Genomic DNA, 17,397 nt, shown 5'->3' on the forward strand with positions numbered 1-17,397 from the left:
GCCGGGCTCGGGCTTCTTCCAGCCCCGCAGCAGGGGACCTTTGCTCTCGCGCGGTCAGTCGCTCCCGTTGGCGCGGTGCCGGTCGCGGCCGTTGACCGGACGCTTTCCCGAGTCCTGGGACCCGAGTTGTTTCACGAGCGCGGCGGCACTCGCGGTCCCCGCCTGATGCTCGGCGAGCGCGCGGGCTAGCAGGTCGGCGAGACCGGCGTCCGGCGGCGGCTCGTCCTCCGCGATCGCGCGGGCGTAGCTTTCCGGGAACGGCGTGATGGGCCGCCAAGAACCGGTGTCGGTCAAGGGGTCCAGCGCCGGCGGCATCCGCAGGCGTGGCAGCCACGGATCCGCGACCTCGTCCTTGGCACCCTGCCGAGTGCTTTCCCGGGTGTCTTCCGGAGGCGCACCGCCGAACGACGGCGCCGGGTCCTCCCGGGGCGGCGGCGCGAGCGGGACGGCGGGTTCGGCGTACTCCACCGGAGGCTGCTCCCGGCGGCCGCGTCCGGTATCGGCGGGTTCCTCGGCGACGGGCTCGGGGTGCACGGGATCCGCGCCGCTGTCCGCGCGGCGACGGCCACCACCGTGCCCGCCGGTGCTGGAGATCCCGAGTCGGTCCAGCACCGATCTCGCCGCCACGGAACCGTGTTCGGCGTCGTGCCTGGTCGTGCGCGAAACGGGCGCGGCGGACCGGCGGACACGCTCCTCGGCGGCCCATTCGTCGCTCTCCCACAACGGGGCGGCGGTCCCCGGCGGACGCGGCGGTTCGGCCTCCGCCGCGATCCGCGGCCGGGGTTCGGCGGCGGGTTCGGGAGCCAGAAGCAGTTCCGGGACCACGGGTTCCGGTTCCTCGTACCGGACGGGTACCTCGGATCGCCGCCGCCGCGCGGCCGGGACCGGTGTCTCGGGCCAGGCGACCGTGGGATCGGCAGCGACCGTCTCGCGGGCGACGGTCTCACGAGCGGCGGGCACCTCCGGACGGCTGCGGCGCCCGGGCTCCGGCTCGGGACGCGATACCGGCTCAGGGCGTGGCGCCGGTTCCGGGGGCGGCGGCATCAGTTTCGATACGACGGGTTCGATCTTGGGCTCGAACCTGATCGCCGCCTTGGGTTGCTGAGGCTTCTTCGGCACCCGGCGACGCCAGTCGCTGGCTGACGCCGCAGATTCACGAGACGTCTCAGGGCGCGGCGGCGGCTTCAACACTGGCGCTTCCGTCTTTTCGGCGGCAGGCGCCACGGAAGGTTCCGCCGGACGCGGAGGTACGGCAGGACGCGGAGGCTCGACCGGCGTGTTCCGCACCGGCGCGGGCTCCGGCTGCCTGTGCTGCCGCACCGGCCGCGGCGGTTCACGACGAACCGGAGGCTCGGCCGCGGCCCGTTTCGAGGGCGCGACGTCGATCGGCGCCATCACCGCGGTCACCTCCGCCGGAACCGGCGCGGGTGCCGCGGCGACGGACGGCCGCGCGGCGACGGCCCGCAGGACGTCGTCGAGGTCGACCGCGGCGTTCTCGGCCGCGCCGAACTCGCCGAGCAGGACGTTGCACGCCTGCCTGCGCGCGCGGGCGTGCAGATGCTCGGCGGCACGCGAACGGTGCATGCAGCCGATGGCCTCCTCGGCCCGGCCGAGCCGTTCCTCGATCTGCGCGAGTTCCAGCCACAGCCGTGCCGTGACGGCGTGCAGGTTGTGGTCCTCGGCCCCGGCGACCGCTTCGCGCACGAGCGTGCCCGCGGCTTCCCCGGATCCCGCTGGCAGCAGGACACGGGTGGCCACCGCCAGCCGCAGCCATGCGGCAGGCGAGACCCCGGCTGCGCGAACGGGCGCGGCGAGGATCGGCTGCGCGGCCTCCATCGCCATCTCCGTGTCGCCCCGGTCCAGCAACGTGCAGACGAGTTGCAGGATCAGCCGGATCCGGACGAGACCTCCGTCGTCGTCGGGGTTTCCGAGCTTTTCGAGCATGCCCAGTCCGGTCCGCGCGGCGTCGGCCGCCGACGTCAGATCTCCGTGACGACGACGGTGCGCCGACACCCCGACCCGCAGCAACGCGCGGGTCAGCAGCTGTGAATCCGCCGTCATCGAGCCGTCGCCGAGCACGAGTTTGTCCGCCTCGGCAAGCACCCGGTCGAGTTCCGCCTTGCGGCCGAACTGCGCCAGGCAGCCGACGAGGTGACACATCGCTTCGGCCCGGTGCGCCGGTGAGACCGACGGATCCGCCAGCAGCGGACGCAGCGCGGCCAGCCCGGTCAGCGGGATGCCGACGCTGCGCGCGCAGACCGCGAGGTCGATCCTCAGCCGAGCGGCGATGTCGCCGTAACCCGCGTGCTCGGCGGCGCGCAGGGCGGCCACCGCCCGGCCGACCGTCCGAGGACGGCCACCGAGCCGCACCCGAGCGGTCACGACCAGGCTCTCCGCGCGGATCCACTGCTCGTCGGCACCGGCCGCCTCGGCGAGCGCGGCCGCGCGCTCCCCGAGGACCAGGGCGAGTTCGGGCGCCCTCAGGTGCAGGGCGTCCGCTCGTTCGATCAGCCTGCCGACAGCGGACAGGGTTCCCCCGGTGACAGCCGTCCGCCCACCCACCATGGTGGTGGGCGAGCCCGGCCGTCGGCGCTTGCTGGCTTCCACGGGGAACCCCCGGCCCTCAGTCGCGGGTCAGCTTGCGATGGGTGACGCGGTGCGGCCGAGCCGCCTCGGCACCGAGACGTTCGATCTTGTTCTTCTCGTAGCCCTCGAAGTTACCTTCGAACCAGAACCATTGCGAGGGGTTCTCGTCGGTGCCTTCCCAGGCGAGGATGTGCGTCGCGACCCGGTCGAGGAACCACCGGTCGTGCGAGATGACCACGGCGCAGCCGGGGAACTGTTCGAGGGCGTTCTCCAGCGAGCCAAGGGTCTCGACGTCCAGGTCGTTCGTCGGCTCGTCGAGCAGGATCAGGTTCCCGCCCTGCTTGAGGGTCAGCGCCAGGTTCAGCCGGTTGCGCTCACCGCCGGAGAGCACTCCCGCCGGTTTCTGCTGGTCCGGGCCCTTGAAGCCGAACGCGCTGACGTAGGCACGCGAGGGCATTTCGGTCTGCCCGACGTGGATGTAGTCCAGCTTGTCCGAAACCACCTCCCATACCGTCTTCTTCGGGTCGATCCCGCCACGGTTCTGGTCCACATAGGACAGTTTGACCGTCTCGCCGATCTTGACCTGGCCGTCGTCCGGCTCCTCGAGCCCGACGATCGTCTTGAACAGGGTCGTCTTGCCGACACCGTTCGGCCCGATCACGCCGACGATGCCGTTACGCGGCAGGTCGAACGACAGGCCGTCGATCAGCACACGGTCGTCGAAACCCTTGCGCAGCTTCTCGACCTCGACGACCACGCTGCCCAACCGGGGCCCCGGCGGGATCTGGATCTCCTCGAAGTCAAGCTTGCGGTACTTGTCCGCCTCCGCGGCCATCTCCTCGTAGCGGTCGAGCCGGGACCGCGACTTGGTCTGGCGCGCCTTGGCGTTCGACCGGACCCATTCGAGCTCGGACTTCAGTCGCTTGGCGAGCTTGGCGTCCTTCTTGCCCTGGATGGCGAGACGCTCGCCCTTCTTCTCCAGGTACGTCGAGTAGTTGCCCTCGTAGCCGACGACGTGGCCACGGTCGAGCTCCATGATCCACTGCGCGACGTTGTCCAGGAAGTACCGGTCGTGGGTGACGGCGAGGACGGCACCGGCGTAGTTCGCGAGGAACTGTTCCAGCCACAGCACGCTTTCGGCGTCCAGATGGTTGGTTGGCTCGTCGAGGAGCAGCAGGTCGGGCGCGGACAGGAGCAGCTTGCACAGCGCGACCCGGCGGCGCTCACCACCGGAGAGGTGCGTGACCGGCTCTTCCGGCGGCGGGCAGCGCAGAGCGTCCATCGCCTGCTCCACCGCGGAGTCGATCTCCCACGCGTCGGCGTGGTCGAGGTCCTCCTGGAGCTTGCCCATCTCCTCCATCAGCTCGTCGCTGTAGTCGGTCGCCATCAGCTCGGCGACCTCGTTGAAGCGGTTGAGTTTGACCTTGATGTCACCAAGGCCCTCTTCGACGTTCTCGCGGACGGTCTTTTCCTCGTTGAGCTCCGGCTCCTGCATGAGGATGCCGACGCTGGCGCCAGGCTGGAGGAAGGCTTCGCCGTTGCTGGCCTGCTCGATCCCCGCCATGATCTTCAGAACGGTGGACTTACCCGCGCCGTTCGGCCCCACCACGCCGATCTTGGCGCCGGGGTAGAACGCGGTGCTGACGTCGTCGAGGATGACCTTGTCCCCGACGGTCTTGCGCACCTTCTTCATGGTGTAGATGAACTCGGCCATACAAGCGATCGTAGAGCGAGCCGATCGCGGCCTTGACGGCGGTCACCACCGAACTACCGACAGTCAGCCCGATATCACTGAGTGAGCATCGGAATTCTCAAGCCACGGGTGCGTCCTCCAGCGCGGTGACCATGGGATTCCCGGCTGGCGGCGGCGGTAGCGGGATCGCCCTGGGCCGGTCGCGCCCGATCCGCCGGATCTCGGCCGAGCAGCGCGCGAGGTTGGGGCCGATGGAGAAGGCCTCAAGCTCAGGTAGACCGAGAGGTGCCGGGATCTCCTCCGCGGTCTCGGCACCACGCAGCCGTCCGGCCACGATCACCGGATCACCTTTGCTCAGGCAGGAAAAGGCCGCCATCGCCAGCTTCCGCCAGCAGGTGACCTTGACCGCGAGCTGCCGTCCCTCACCCCACTCCCCCCTTTCCTTGTCGTACCGGCGTTCGACACTCCGCAAGCCGAACGACACGACATCGTGCCCGTGAATCCGTTCCGGATGGTGGACCGGTTCGCTGGTCAGGTTGCCGATCATGGTCACCCACGTTTCGCCCATCGCCATCACACTCGCCTTTCTCCTCGGTGTTTCCCTTGATCACAGACTGCCTCGAATCAAGGACCGGCAAAGGGCGTGAACGGGATCTGTGGACAACTCCGGGCAGGGCGGGCTTCCTGTGGACAACTCGGGCGGAAGTCGCCGACTGGGCGGGGACTTGTGATAGGCCGCGCTTGGGGGCCGAGGGGAGCATTACCGCGCTGTTCGCGGCCGCTGCCCCCAATGCCACATTGGAGACGCTCAGTGTCCCCATTGCCGCATTGGGACATCGGCCCGCAGTGTGCGATACCCGGGGGTCGCCGTCCCGACGCCTGGGTGAAGGCTCCCTTCACTGCCTCAGACGCGGCGAAGGGAGCCTTCACCCGCAACCGGCCCGCCCACGAACACGCCACCGTCGCCTACTTCTCAGACTCCAAGTCACCAGTCCCGACCGACTTGGTACCGACGCCCTGCACGTGAAGGGCGAGTTTCCTCGGCTGAGCCGAGGTGGTTGGCGGGATGGCTGAGACCTGAAGCGACGTTCCTGGACGGGTGAGGGGAACTTCGAGGGACTCTGGGTCCCTTAAGGAGTCCTTCACGGACTTCACCGGTCAAGAGCCCTGCCCCGGCCCCTGGCCCCGATCCGCGAGGTTCTTCAGCATCGCGTTGTAGGCGTTCAGATCCGCGTCCCCCGAGGCGTCCTCGCGGCGGTCCCGGCGTCGAGCCTCCCGCTCGTCCTGCCGCGCCCACTGCACCAGCAGCGCGACGAGTACCAGCAGGACCGGCACCTCACCGGACGCCCACGCGATCCCGCCCCCGAGCCGCTGGTCGGTCAGCAGATCGGTGACCCACGGCAGCTTCAGCGACCGGTAGAAGTCCTGGCCGAGCACGGTCTGCATGCTCATCAGCGCGATCCCGAAGAACGCGTGGAACGGCATGGCGGCGAACATCATCCCCAGCCGTCCCAGCGGCGGGAGCCGTCGTGGCGCGGGGTCGACACCGATCACCGGCCAGTAGAAGACGTATCCGGCGAGCAGGAAATGCGCGTTCATCGCCAGATGCGCCCAGTGGTAGTTCAGCGCGGAGTCGAACAGTCCCGAGAAGTACAGGCCGTAGAAAGAACCGACAAACAGCAGCAGCGCGACGATCGGATGGGTCAGGAACCGCGAAAGCGGCGAGTGCACGAAGGCGAGCAGCCATTCACGCGGTCCGGGCGGGGCTTCCTTACCGGCTGCGGGTAGCGCGCGCAGCGCGAGCGTCACGGGTCCGCCGAGTACGAACAGCACCGGCGCCACCATGGACAGCAGCATGTGGTTGCCCATGTGCACGCTGAACATCGCGGGCGCGTACCGCCCGACGCCGGACGACGTCGCGATCAGCAGCACGAAACAGCCCGCGAGCCACGCGACGGTCCGGCCGGTGGCCCAGGTGTCGCCGCGGCGCCGCAGCCGCCGGACGCCGGCGAGGTACAGCCCGGCGAGAACGATCGCGAGAGTGCCGTAGACGAGGTCGAACCGCCAGTCCGTGAGCAGCCGGAAGACGGTCGGCGGACCGGAAAGGTCGTAGCCGATCAGCAGTTCCGTCGTCGATGGCTGGGTGAACGATTCCTGCGGCGGAGGGGTTTTCGCGAGCCCGGTCGCGATGCCGATCGTGATGAACATGATCAGCACCTCGACCGCGGCGAGCCGCAGCAACTGCCCGCCACCCGCGCCGTTCACCAGCCCGGCCACGCCCTTTTGTCGTTGCTGATGCCCGAAGACGCCGAGCAGCAGCAAAGCCACGATCTTCGCGACCACGAGGAGGCCGTAGTCGGTGGTGAACAGGTCGGCGATCCTGATCCGCACCAGTGCGTTGACGAGGCCGGAGAGCGCCATCACGATCCAGCAGATTAGTGCCAGCTTGGAGAACCGGGTCGCGGCGAGCTCGAGGTTCTCGCCGCGGCGCCAGCCGAGCGCGAGCAGCGCCACCAGGCCGCCGACCCACAGCGCGGCGGCGACCAGGTGGTACAGCAGGCTGTTGGTCGCCATGTCGTGCGAGCCGCCGCTCGCGGAATGCCCGGTGACCGCGACGGGGATCAGGCCTCCGACGGACAGGAAGAAGACCACCGTCGTCCAGCCCCAGGTCAGCGCGAGACGGCAGCCGAGTGCGACCAGCAGCGCGATCAGCGCGGTGAACAGCCACGCCTTGGGCTGCTCGATGGCGTCCACGAGGTCGATCAGCACCTGCGGCGAAAGCACCTCGGTGAACGGGCGACCCGCGCCGTCGGCCGCGGAGAAGAAGATCGACGCGGCGGCGGCGAAGAACCAGACCCAGGCGGCGGCGCCCGCGACGCGGATGGCCGAGTAGCCGTCCGCCGCGAGCGTGCCGGACTTCTGCGGCGGGACGAGGAACGCGGCGAGCAGCAGTGAACCCACGCACAGCACCGAAGCCGCCTCGGCCAGCACCCGGACGACGGTGATGCCGTAGCGCGTCACCAGCCCCGGATCCGGCAGGCCTGCGATGACGTAACCGGCGCCGCCGGTCAGCGCGACCAGGCCGACGGCCACCACCGCGGCCAGGAGCGCCCCGATCGACACCAGCGGCAGGACACCGGCCTTCCGCGCGGGTGGGGCCGGTTTCGTCTCGGGGTCTGAAGGCACGTCACGAGGGTAAGCCGGGCGCGCAAGGGGCAAGATGGCGGCGTGCGGATCATCCTGTTGAGGCACGCCGAGTCGCTCGGCAACGTCGACGAACTCGCTTACACCCGGATCCCCGACCACTCCCTCCCCCTGACCGACGCCGGCCGCGAGCAGGCTCGGCGGGCTGGCCCGGAGCTCAGGGACCTCCTCGACGGCGAGCGCCCGGCGGTCTACGTCAGCCCCTATCTGCGGACGCGGGAAACGTTGCGACTACTGGACATCCGTGACGTCTGCGAGCGGATCGTGCCGGAGCCGAGGCTGCGGGAACAGGACTGGGGCAACCTCCAGGACCCGCTGGGGCAGGAGGTCCAGAAGCAACGCCGTCACGAGTTCGGGCACTTCTTCTACCGGCTCCCGTTCGGCGAGTCCGGCGCGGACGTGGACGACCGGGTCGCGGCCTTCCTCAGCGAGCTGGCGGCCTGCGGCGAACATCACCCCAAGACCGTGCTGGTCGTCTCGCACGGCCTGACGATCCGGTTGCTGTGCCGCCGTCTCTTCGGCTGGAGCATCGAGCTGTTCGAGTCCCTGTCCAACCCGTCGACCTGCGAATATCGCGTCGTCGAACGCAAGGATGACGAATGGACGCTGGACCGGCCGTTCCGCCAATGGCGGGACTCACCCGACGGGGACACGCAGGATTGATGGAGCGAGGAGCACCACTCTCGTCCCCAAACCCGGGCTGGATTCGATCCGCGCGAAGCCACCGATTTCCGCCATCCGCGCGATGATCGAGTTCTCGAGCCCGAACCCGTGCCGCCGGTCGCCGACGTCGAAACCGGCGCCGTGATCGCGCACCGTCAGGGAAACCCCGCCGCCGATCTCTTCGACGCTGACGACGGCCCGTCTGGTCCCGGAGTGCTTCAGTGTGTTGCGCAAGGCTTCCCTCGCCGCGTCGTGCAGGGCCATGGCGGATTCCTCCGCGAGAGCCGGACCACAGTCGTCCTGGATGACGACCTCGGCTCGCAGGCCTTCAAGGGCCATTTCGGCGGCGAGCAGCCGTAGTCGCTGGTGCAGTCCGACCGGCTCCGCCGGTTCGTGCTCGAGACTGATCCGGAGGCGCAGCGCCTGGGCGCGGGCGGTGCGGCGAACCCGGTCGAGGCTGGCCGCCGGGTCGAGTTCGTCGGCAGGCGCGGGGATCGCGAACGACTCCATCACCTGAAGGACAGTGTCATGGACGTCGCGGCGGTGCCGTTCGCGTTCCGCCGCCCGGCCCTGCTGCTCCCCGAACCCGAGCGCGAACCGCATCGACGCGCCGACCAGGCCGACGATCGCGAGCGACGCCACCAGCGCGGTCGCGAGAGTGAGGAAGAGACCGAGCGAGGAGGCCGGGTCCAGCACGGCGTGCAGAACCACTCCGCCGCCGACGACCAGCGATCCCGCCAGCGCGCCGCGCAGCAGGGTCCAGATCATCACCGTGCCCATCAGATGGGTCCAGATGATCGACGTGATCGCGATGTCCTGCGCGATCAGCGCGGCACCCAGGGTCAGGAGCACGGCGACCCCGGCGTCGGCCACCGGTACGAGGCGCGTACCAGCGGGATCGCGGGCGGACAAGCGGAAGATCCAGGCGGCTTCGGCGACGTTCGGCACCAGGTACAGCACCGCGAAAGTCCACAGCACCGACGGACCGCCGAAGCCCGCCGCCCACAGCGCCTGCACGAGCATCACCAGCCGGAACACCACCGGGACCAGCACGAGCCGGGGCAACGCGGTCTGCACCAGCCGCGCCGGGATCCCGGGAACCTGGTGACGACCGGTCAGGACCCCTACGCCGCCCCCGAGCATCAGCACCCTCACGCCGCCCCTCCCCGGATCAGCCATCCTGAAACAGCGAGCGAGTCGCATTCATTTCAGTTTACGAGCAATCAGCTTGCCCGCGTCCTGGCGAGGATGTCAACGGGCGACGGGTTCGGGCATCTCCTCTCGTTTCGCCGCCCGCGCCGCGGCCAGCGCGGACGGCACGATCAGCGCGGCGGTCAAGCCGACGAACAAGAACGACACCGAAAACGACGTCACCTGCGCGATTCCGCCGATCAGCGGCGGCCCGGCGAGGAAGCCGGTGTAGGCGATCGCGGTGACGAAGGCCAGCTCCCGCTCTCCGCCGGTGCCGTCGGCGCGTTTGCCGGACGCCCCCGCGAGGCTCAACGCGATCGGGAAGGCCGCGGCCAGCCCGGCTCCCGCCAACGCGAAGCCGACGAATCCGAACACAGGCTGGCGAGCCAGCGCGGCGAGCACGAGTCCGGCCGCGGCGACGCCGGCGCCCACCGCCAGCGCGCGAGTCGCGCCGAAGCGGCGCTGAAGCCAAGCGCCCGCGAGCCTGGCAAGCGCCATGGCCAGGGCGAAACCGGAGTAGGCGAAGGCCGCGGCGCCGTCGCCGACGCCGTGCACGGATGTCATCAGCAGGGCGGACCAGTCCGAACTCGCGCCTTCCGCGATCGCCGAGAACAGCGCGATGGCGGCGAGCAGCCAGAGGACGGGACGTTTGATCGGCGGTACCCGCGGCTTCTCGACGGGTCCGGCGTGTGCGGGCCGCGCGCCAGGCACGGCCGCGACGACGAAGGCGAGCACCACCAGCGCCGCCAACGCGGCGATGGTGAGATGGCGACCCGGCGACCACTGGTGCGAAGCGGCGAAACCGGCGGCGACGGAGCCCGCCAGCGCTCCGAAGCTGAACCCGGCATGCAGGATCGGCATGATGGCCCGCCCTGACCGACGCTCCACCTCGACGCCCGCGACGTTCATCGCGACGTCCAGCGCGCCGACGCTCGCGCCGAGGACGAACAGCGCCCCGGCGAGCAGGATGACCGACGTCGAGAAGCCGATCATCGGCAACGCGGCGCAGGCGATGATCGTGCTGCCCGCGACCACCGCGCGGGCACCGTGCCGCTCGATCAGCCGCCCCGAAACCGAGGCCGCGATCAACATACCGACGGCGGCACCCAGCAGGGCCAGGCCGAAAACACCCGGTGAGGCGTTCACTCTTTCCGACAGCGCCGGAGTCCGCGGCGCCCAGGAGCCGAGCGCGGCCCCGTTGAGCGCGAACACGACGAAAACGGCCGTACGGTCACGCATAAACCCCAGTCTCCTTCCGAATCTTGTTACCCCAGAATGACTTAAGCGCTTCAGAAAGTCTACCGGTTCCGCCCGGGACTAGACTGCGGCGGTGACCACGACGCGACGGCGTAGGCCGACGTTGGACGATGTCGCCGACGCCGTCGGGGTATCGCGGGCGACCGTCTCCAACGCCTACAACCGGCCCGATCAGCTGTCCGCCCAACTGCGCGAAGAGGTGCTGCGCGCGGCGAAGAAAATCGGGTACGCGGGCCCGAACCCGACGGCGCGCAGCCTGGCGACGAGCCGCACCGGCGCGATCGCCGTCCTGCTTGACACGAACCTTTCGACGGCCTTCTCGGACCCAGCGCTGTCGCTCACCCTCGACGCGCTCTCGACCGTCGTCGACCCCGAGGGCCACGCCCTCCTGCTGCTTCCCGGCGACGGCGAGAGCGGCGGCCCGCGCGCGGAGCGGATCCTGACCGCGCAAGCCGACATCGCGGTGGCGTATTCGCTGGCCGACGGGGCGCCGGCGCTGAGCGCGGTCCGTGACCGTGGCATGCCGCTGGTGGTGATCGACCAGCCGCATATCCGCGGTTCGGCCAGGATCGGGGTGGCGGACCGTGCGGGGGCGGCCGCGGCGGCCCGGCACCTGCTCGACCTCGGGCACCGGCGGATCGGGATCTTCTCGGCGCAGTGCCTCTCGGCGCCACGCGGCGGCGAACTGAGCGCGGCGGAGGCCGGGAACGGCCGGTTCCACGACAACCGCGAGCGGGTGGCGGGCTACCTGGAGACGCTGGCCGAGGCGGGTGTCCCGGTGGCGGACGTGCCGATCTGGGAGGCGTCCGGACTCTCGGTCGAGGAAGCCCTTCCAAGCGCTTTCGGACTGCTCGACCGGCAGCCACGTCCGACCGCGCTGTTGTGCATGTCGGATCTGCTGGCACTGGCGGCGATCTCGGCGGCGAGAAACCTCGGGCTGTCCGTTCCTGGCGATCTTTCCGTTGTGGGTTTCGACGACGTCCCGCCCGCCCGGTGGTCCGAACCACCGCTGACGACGGTCCGGCAGGACCTCGCCGCCAAGGGGCGGGCGGCAGGCGACCTGGTCCTGACCCTGCTGCGCGGGGAAAAGACGCCCGCGCCCGCCGAGATCCCCACCGAACTGGTCGTCCGCGAGTCGACCGCGCCCGCCTAGCAGCTGATTTCGGCAAGCGCAATGCGGTCTCGGTGATCTGTGGACAACTAGCCCCGATCGAGCGGCGCACAACTACTTATCCACAACAGTAGAAATGCGGGCTGACAAAGCCTTCCCGCCGGGTCATCGTGGAATCACACATTCACCGACGGCGATCGAGCCGCCGATCCACGGGGGAGAACCCAGCCATGCAACGACGTTTGACGAACCTGCGCGCACGCCTCCCGCAGGTACTCCTGCTGACCATGCTCGGCCTGCTGACCAGTACCGGAGTCGCGAGCGCCACCACCGCGCCGCCCGCACCCGACTGTCAGAAGGGCGAGTTCTGCGTCTGGAGCGAAGAATCATTCAGCGGCACCGTGCACGAATTCGACCTGCGAACCGCCAATCCCGAGGAATGCATTCCCCTGCCCGCAGGATTCGACGGACATTCGTTCGTGAACCGGTTGAGCAGGGACGTCACGATTTATCAGAGTGAAGAATGCACGACCGAAGGAGATTTTATCACCTATCCGGGTGGCGGCACCTACGTACCGCAGGGACCGTTCGTGATTCGCGCCCTCAAGATCTGGGATTGACCACCCCGGCGGTTCGTGCCGGTCGCTCGCCGAAGAGTCGACTCGCGACCTGCACGAACCCAGGGGCCGCTCCCCCGAAGCGGCCCCGGCCCGTGGGCGCGTCACCCCGCGTCGTGACGCGCTCACGGGCGTTCCGAAAAACAGTGGGCTCGACCTGAAACGATCTGGCGGTGTCGAACGATCGACAGGTTGGCGACGGCTAAGCTGCCGGTGCTGGGCGACACCCAACGTCGCCGACGTCGGCCCTCGTAGCTCAGCTGGATAGAGCAAGAGCCTTCTAATCTCTAGGTCGCAGGTTCAAGTCCTGCCGGGGGCACGTCGCACCTGGTCAAGAGGCATCTTGACCAGGCAACTCGGACGCGGATGAGTCCGAGCAGGTCCGCCGCTGGGGCATCACGTGATGTCCCAGCGGCGACTTCGAACAGGCGTCTCCGGTTACGGCCCGTAACGCGGCAGAACATCACCCAAGCGCCGGAAAGCCGCGTGTTTCCAACGGGAACAGATGTCGAAGATCCTCAGTTGTTGGTCACAGTCACACCGGGCGGGACGAGCGTCCTGTGCGCCCCTCCGCCGCCTTCCCCGGGAAGTGGTTCATCCACATCGTTAGGCGCTATAGGTTGTGCGCATGTACGTGCCGACGCAGCGCGACCCGCATCCGACCGCCGGACCGCCATGGTGGCTGCTCATCGGGCCCGGGTTCGCCGCGCTCATCGGCCTGTTCCTGCTTACCGTGATCTACCGCTTCGACGGCCGGGCGACCCTGCAGATCGAGCTGGGCATGTCCAACCAGGCCCTGCTGCTGAGTGGACTGGTCGCGTACCTCGTCGCGGCCGCGATCGCCTTCCCGGCAGGCCTGCTGCTCGGAGCGCGCTTCCCGACGGCGGTGACCGTGCCCGCGATCTGCTCGATGCTCCTCGGTGTGGTGCTGGTCGCCTTCACCCCCGAGGGCGTCCTGTTCCTGGTCGCGCGGGTGCTCAACGGACTCGGCGCGGGCGCGGTCATCGGCGTGACCATCGCGCTGCTCCGGCGGCTGCGCACCGGCCGCGGCGCCGCGGCCGGGGTGACCGCGGGGCTCGGTGTCCTTGCCTTGGCGATCGCACCGGTCCTCGGCGGGCTGCTCTCGGACGCTGTCGGCTTCCGCGTGGTGTACCTGGTAGCCGCGGTGTTCGTGTTCGCCGCGCTCGTCGTCGCCGGTGTCATCGGCATCGTCGCGGTGATGAAGACGAAACCACCGGCTCAGTCGATGCCGTACCCGCCGCAGGGTCCGCCGCACGCCTGACGACCGGGGCTTCAGCCGCCGAGACCCCGCAACGCCATGAGCACTTCATCCGTCACGTCGAGCCGGGCTTCCACCTCGGACACCTTCGCGGCCACGCGCCGGTGCGTCGTGCGGCCACGGGCGCTGAGGTGGACGAGCACCCGGCGCCGGTCGGCGGCGTCGACCTCGCGGTAGGCCTGCGCGGTGGTCACCAGTCTGTCGACGACCCTGGTCAGCGTCGGGGCGGTGGCCAGCGTCCGGTCGGCGATTTCGGCCATGGAGAGGCCACCCTTGCCGCTCAGCGCGTCCAGCACCAGCCACTGGTCCAGAGTGAGCCCCTCCTTGGCGAGCACCTGCTCCACACTGGCTGCGGCGGCCCTCGCGGCACGGGTGAGCGAGCCGATGAGCGACAGTCCGGCGGTCGTGACGCCGCGTGTCCCCATATCCCGTCCCCTTGCCAAAACCGGACACCCTCGCGATACTTCCAGGTGAAAGCACTTTGACCTTACTGGGCCACCGCACGGAGCGCCATGCCCCTACGCCTCGCCACGCGGACCCGCGACGACACCTGGCGCGTCGCCATGGTGGTACCGCTGCAGGGGCCCGCCGGGCTGTTCGGCCCCTCCTGCGAGGCGATCACCGACCTGGCCGTCCACGAACTGAACGAATCCGGCGGCATCCTCGGCAGGCAGGTCGAGGCGGAGGTGGTCGACGGCGGAGGTTCCCCCGCGCAAGTAGCCGACGACTTGCGCCGCCTGGTCGACGCGGGACGAATCGACGCGGTGAGCGGCTGGCACATCTCGTCGATCCGGCACGCGCTCGCGCCGGTCGTGGCCGACAGGGTGCCGTACGTGTACACCTCGCTTTACGAAGGCGGCGAGCGCCGCTCGGGCATCTTCTGCACGGGCGAGACGCCGCGCTGTCAGATCGAACCGGCACTGCGCTGGCTGCGTGACCATCTCGGCGCACGGCGCTGGTTCGTCGTCGGTGACGACTACGTCTGGCCACACCGGTCGACGCGGGCGATCCGGCACTACGCCAAGGATCTCGGGCTGCGCATCACCGGCGAGGCGTTCGTCGGGCTCGGCGCGGGCGACATGTCCACAGTGGTCCGTTCGGTCGAACAGTCCACAAGCGACGGTGTACTCATGTTGCTGGTCGGGCAGGACGCGGTGCGCTTCAACCGGGCCTTCGCCGCCCAGGGCCTCAGCGACCGGCTGATCCGGTTCAGCCCGCTGATGGAAGAGAACATGCTTCTAGCGAGCGGCGCGAACGCCACCGAAAATCTCTACGTCTCCGCGGCGTACTTCCGGTCCATGGTCACCGCCGACGCGATGGACCTGCTCGGCCGCTACGTCGACCGCAACGGTCCCGGCGCCCCGGCCTTGAACAACGCCGCCGAATCCTGTTACGAGGGACTGCACACGCTGGCGGAACTCGTCCGCCGCGCGGGTACGCCGGAACTGCCCGCGCTCAACGCGGCGATCGACGGCGTCGCCTATCACGGTCCCCGCGGCACGATCGAGTTCCGCGGGCAGCAGGCCGACCAGCACGTCCATCTCGCTGTTGCCGACGGCTACGACTTCGAAGTCCTCACCCGGCTCTGACCCCCTCACCCCTTGACTCGGTCCGACACGCCACATACTTTCATCTGGAAATATTTCAGGTGAAGAGGCGGAGGTGGGCATGGGCAACGTTGGCCTGCTCTACGTCGGCGCCGCCTTGATGATCAACGGCCTGATGCTGCTCGGCCGGATACCGTCGCGGTCGGCGGCGGTGCTGAACCTGTTCGTTGGCGCGCTGCAGTGCGTCACCCCGACCGTGCTGATCGTCCAGGCGGACGGGAATCCGGACGCGATCCTCGCCGCGTCCGGTCTGTACCTGTTCGGCTTCACCTACCTGTACATCGGCATCGCGAACCTCGCCGGCCTGGCACCCGAAGGCATCGGCTGGTTCTCGCTCTTCGTGGCGGGCGCCGCCGCGGTGTACGCGGGAATCGCCTTCTGGCACGACAACGATCCGGTTTTCGGTGTCATCTGGCTGTCCTGGTCGCTGTTGTGGACCTTGTTCTTTCTGGTGCTGGGCCTCGGAAAGGAGCAGCTGACGCGATTCACCGGCTGGACCGTCCTCCTGCTCAGCCAGCCGACCTGCACGGTGCCCGCCTTCCTCGGGCTGACCGGCGCGCCTACCGCAGTGACGGCGGGACAGCGCTGCTGGCGGCCGCGATCGCGGTGGTGCTGGTCGCCATCGCAGGTTCTCTCGACGTCCTGAAAGACCGTTCGGAGAAAAGGAGTCTTCATGCGACACGGTGACATTTCCGCCAGCCCGGACACGGTCGGCGTCGCGGTGGTCAACTACAAGATGCCGCGCCTGCATACCAAGGCCGAAGTCCTCGCCAACGCCCGAAAGATCGCCGAAATGGTGGTGGGCATGAAATCCGGGCTGCCGGGCATGGACCTCGTGGTGTTCCCGGAGTACTCGACGCAGGGCATCATGTACGACCCCAAGGAGATGTACGAGACCGCGGCGACGATTCCCGGCGAGGAGACCGAGATCTTCGCGGCCGCCTGCCGGGAAGCCCAGACCTGGGGCGTTTTCTCCATCACCGGCGAGCGGCACGAGGACCACCCGGACAAACCCCCGTACAACACCCTCGTGCTCATCAACGACCGAGGCGAGATCGTCCAGAGGTACCGGAAGATCCTTCCGTGGTGCCCGATCGAGGGCTGGTACCCGGGCGACGAGACCTACGTCAGCGACGGCCCCAAGGGCATGAAGATCTCGCTGATCATCTGCGACGACGGGAACTACCCGGAGATCTGGCGTGACTGCGCGATGAAGGGCGCCGAACTGATCGTGCGGTGCCAGGGCTACATGTACCCGGCCAAGGAACAGCAGGTACTGATGGCCAAGGCGATGGCGTGGGCCAACAACTGTTACGTGGCCGTGGCGAACGCCGCCGGATTCGACGGCGTGTACTCGTACTTCGGCCATTCCGCGATCATCGGCTTCGACGGCCGCACGCTCGGCGAGACCGGCGAGGAGGAATTCGGGATCCAGTACGCGCAACTGTCGGTGTCGGCGATCCGCGACGCACGCACCTACGATCAGTCGCAGAACCACATCTTCAAGCTGCTGCACCGCGGATACACGGGCGTGCAGGACGCGGACGAGGGTGACAAGGGCGTGGCGGACTGCCCGTTCGACTTCTACAAGCTCTGGGTCACCGATGCCAAGAAGGCGCAGGAGAAGGTCGAGTCGATCACTCGCGACACCATCACTCCTCCGCACCCATGAGGAGCACGGTCAGCCGGATGCCCCGTGACGTGTGGACGAAGCTCAGTACCAGCGGGACGAGCACGAGCGCGATGTAGGTCCACAAGGGCCAGTGGTACAGGTGATTGAGGTGCCACGTCTCCTTGAGGGCGATGAAGAAGGCGCCCGCGCACACGATGAACCAGCCTTTGGCCTTGTTGGCGAATGTGGTCATGGTGCGCCGCTGGCCTGCCGTGAGCGTCTTCATGAACTCGCGCTGCGCCTTCTTCCGGCGACGGCGTTCCTTGATGACGGCCACCGGCGGTACCAGCCACCACCAGCGCGACATGGAGGTGCCGCCGGTGGGACGGCGCGTCTCGACCGAACGCAGGTCGTCGAGCCGTTCGCCTTCCTCGCGGAGTTCGAGCGCGCCCTGGTACAGGGGACCGGCGACCAGAAACCAGCCGCCGAGGAAGGCGGACCAGGCGATGACGTACTCGATGTGGATCACCCCTCCCCGGGCCACCGCTCGATGTGATCCGTCAACGGCAGCGTATCG

14 protein-coding genes, 1 tRNA gene and 1 pseudogene are annotated in these 17,397 nt (G+C 68.9%); 8 read left to right on the forward strand and 8 right to left on the reverse strand.

All coding sequences use genetic code 11. The annotated features are described in order from the left end of the window. Positions 1-54: 54 nt before the first annotated feature. The 4 genes from ACM6LR_RS29260 to ACM6LR_RS29275 all read right to left on the reverse strand — a co-directional run bounded on the left by ACM6LR_RS29260 (position 55) and on the right by ACM6LR_RS29275 (position 7,465). On the reverse strand, positions 55-2,607 hold the full coding sequence (locus tag ACM6LR_RS29260; RefSeq protein WP_414944960.1) for a hypothetical protein: 2,553 nt from the start codon (positions 2,605-2,607) through the stop codon (positions 55-57). Between the two features lie 16 nt (positions 2,608-2,623). Next, positions 2,624-4,300, reverse strand: a complete 1,677-nt coding sequence (gene ettA / locus ACM6LR_RS29265) for an energy-dependent translational throttle protein EttA (protein ID WP_414940639.1) — start codon at positions 4,298-4,300, stop codon at positions 2,624-2,626. 97 nt (positions 4,301-4,397) lie between these two features. Then, positions 4,398-4,847, reverse strand: a complete 450-nt coding sequence (locus ACM6LR_RS29270) for a single-stranded DNA-binding protein (RefSeq protein WP_414940640.1) — start codon at positions 4,845-4,847, stop codon at positions 4,398-4,400. A gap of 590 nt (positions 4,848-5,437) precedes the next feature. Then, positions 5,438-7,465 (reverse strand): cytochrome c oxidase assembly protein, encoded by a 2,028-nt coding sequence (locus ACM6LR_RS29275; protein WP_414944961.1) that lies wholly within the window; start codon positions 7,463-7,465, stop codon positions 5,438-5,440. Positions 7,466-7,507: 42 nt separating this feature from the next. Between ACM6LR_RS29275 and ACM6LR_RS29280 the strand changes: the two genes are divergently transcribed. Beyond that, on the forward strand, positions 7,508-8,146 hold the full coding sequence (locus ACM6LR_RS29280; RefSeq protein ID WP_414940642.1) for a histidine phosphatase family protein: 639 nt from the start codon (positions 7,508-7,510) through the stop codon (positions 8,144-8,146). Here the strand turns inward: ACM6LR_RS29280 and ACM6LR_RS29285 are convergent. Both ACM6LR_RS29285 and ACM6LR_RS29290 read right to left on the reverse strand, forming a co-directional pair. Next, positions 8,120-9,295 carry a sensor histidine kinase gene (locus ACM6LR_RS29285; protein WP_414940706.1) on the reverse strand — a complete coding sequence of 392 codons (1,176 nt, stop codon included), beginning with the start codon at positions 9,293-9,295 and terminating at the stop codon, positions 8,120-8,122. The two genes, ACM6LR_RS29280 and ACM6LR_RS29285, sit on opposite strands and share 27 nt — an antisense overlap. Before the next feature lie 102 nt (positions 9,296-9,397). Further along, positions 9,398-10,576, reverse strand: coding sequence for an MFS transporter (locus tag ACM6LR_RS29290; RefSeq protein WP_414944962.1), 1,179 nt, complete (start codon positions 10,574-10,576; stop codon positions 9,398-9,400). 121 nt (positions 10,577-10,697) lie between these two features. On the opposite strand from ACM6LR_RS29290, the gene ACM6LR_RS29295 reads away from it, so the two are divergent. The 4 genes from ACM6LR_RS29295 (at position 10,698) to ACM6LR_RS29310 (ending at position 13,604) form a co-directional block, all read left to right on the forward strand. Further along, on the forward strand, positions 10,698-11,747 hold the full coding sequence (locus ACM6LR_RS29295) for a LacI family DNA-binding transcriptional regulator (protein ID WP_414940707.1): 1,050 nt from the start codon (positions 10,698-10,700) through the stop codon (positions 11,745-11,747). A 188-nt stretch (positions 11,748-11,935) separates the two neighbouring features. Further along, entirely contained in the window at positions 11,936-12,325 is a 390-nt protein-coding gene (locus ACM6LR_RS29300) for a peptidase inhibitor family I36 protein (RefSeq protein ID WP_414940644.1), read from the forward strand. 242 nt (positions 12,326-12,567) lie between these two features. Then, a tRNA-Arg gene (locus tag ACM6LR_RS29305) sits at positions 12,568-12,641 on the forward strand. A 309-nt stretch (positions 12,642-12,950) separates the two neighbouring features. Beyond that, complete coding sequence (locus ACM6LR_RS29310; RefSeq protein ID WP_414940645.1) at positions 12,951-13,604, forward strand: MFS transporter; 654 nt, start codon at positions 12,951-12,953, stop codon at positions 13,602-13,604. A gap of 11 nt (positions 13,605-13,615) precedes the next feature. On the opposite strand, the gene ACM6LR_RS29315 is transcribed toward ACM6LR_RS29310, so the two are convergent. Further along, entirely contained in the window at positions 13,616-14,026 is a 411-nt protein-coding gene (locus tag ACM6LR_RS29315) for a MarR family transcriptional regulator (protein ID WP_414940646.1), read from the reverse strand. An 87-nt stretch (positions 14,027-14,113) separates the two neighbouring features. Here ACM6LR_RS29315 and ACM6LR_RS29320 point away from each other — a divergent pair, with 87 nt between their 5' ends. From ACM6LR_RS29320 to ACM6LR_RS29330, 3 genes and pseudogenes are all read left to right on the forward strand, one after another. Then, positions 14,114-15,190, forward strand: coding sequence for a substrate-binding domain-containing protein (locus tag ACM6LR_RS29320; RefSeq protein ID WP_414944963.1), 1,077 nt, complete (start codon positions 14,114-14,116; stop codon positions 15,188-15,190). A 79-nt stretch (positions 15,191-15,269) separates the two neighbouring features. Next, a pseudogene (locus ACM6LR_RS29325) lies at positions 15,270-15,895 on the forward strand (AmiS/UreI family transporter). After that, on the forward strand, positions 15,882-16,880 hold the full coding sequence (locus ACM6LR_RS29330; protein WP_414940647.1) for an aliphatic amidase: 999 nt from the start codon (positions 15,882-15,884) through the stop codon (positions 16,878-16,880). Before ACM6LR_RS29325 ends, ACM6LR_RS29330 begins: the two are co-directional and overlap by 14 nt. On the opposite strand, the gene ACM6LR_RS29335 is transcribed toward ACM6LR_RS29330, so the two are convergent. Beyond that, complete coding sequence (locus ACM6LR_RS29335; protein WP_414940648.1) at positions 16,861-17,349, reverse strand: hypothetical protein; 489 nt, start codon at positions 17,347-17,349, stop codon at positions 16,861-16,863. The two genes, ACM6LR_RS29330 and ACM6LR_RS29335, sit on opposite strands and share 20 nt — an antisense overlap. Positions 17,350-17,397 lie beyond the last annotated feature (48 nt).

The sequence above is a fragment of the Amycolatopsis sp. cmx-11-32 genome, from assembly GCF_047608695.1.
Taxonomy (GTDB): domain Bacteria; phylum Actinomycetota; class Actinomycetes; order Mycobacteriales; family Pseudonocardiaceae; genus Amycolatopsis.

Bases quoted from the DNA above. Each gene is read 5' to 3' on its own strand.
- ACM6LR_RS29300 (WP_414940644.1), top strand. From the start codon at position 11,936: ATGCAACGACGTTTGACGAACCTGCGCGCACGCCTCCCGCAGGTACTC.
- ACM6LR_RS29330 (WP_414940647.1), top strand. From the start codon at position 15,882: ATGCGACACGGTGACATTTCCGCCAGCCCGGACACGGTCGGCGTCGCG.
- ACM6LR_RS29270 (WP_414940640.1), bottom strand. From the start codon at position 4,847: ATGGGCGAAACGTGGGTGACCATGATCGGCAACCTGACCAGCGAACCG.
- ACM6LR_RS29310 (WP_414940645.1), top strand. From the start codon at position 12,951: ATGTACGTGCCGACGCAGCGCGACCCGCATCCGACCGCCGGACCGCCA.
- ACM6LR_RS29315 (WP_414940646.1), bottom strand. From the start codon at position 14,026: ATGGGGACACGCGGCGTCACGACCGCCGGACTGTCGCTCATCGGCTCG.
- ACM6LR_RS29320 (WP_414944963.1), top strand. From the start codon at position 14,114: ATGCCCCTACGCCTCGCCACGCGGACCCGCGACGACACCTGGCGCGTC.
- ACM6LR_RS29290 (WP_414944962.1), bottom strand. From the start codon at position 10,576: ATGCGTGACCGTACGGCCGTTTTCGTCGTGTTCGCGCTCAACGGGGCC.
- ettA (WP_414940639.1), bottom strand. From the start codon at position 4,300: ATGGCCGAGTTCATCTACACCATGAAGAAGGTGCGCAAGACCGTCGGG.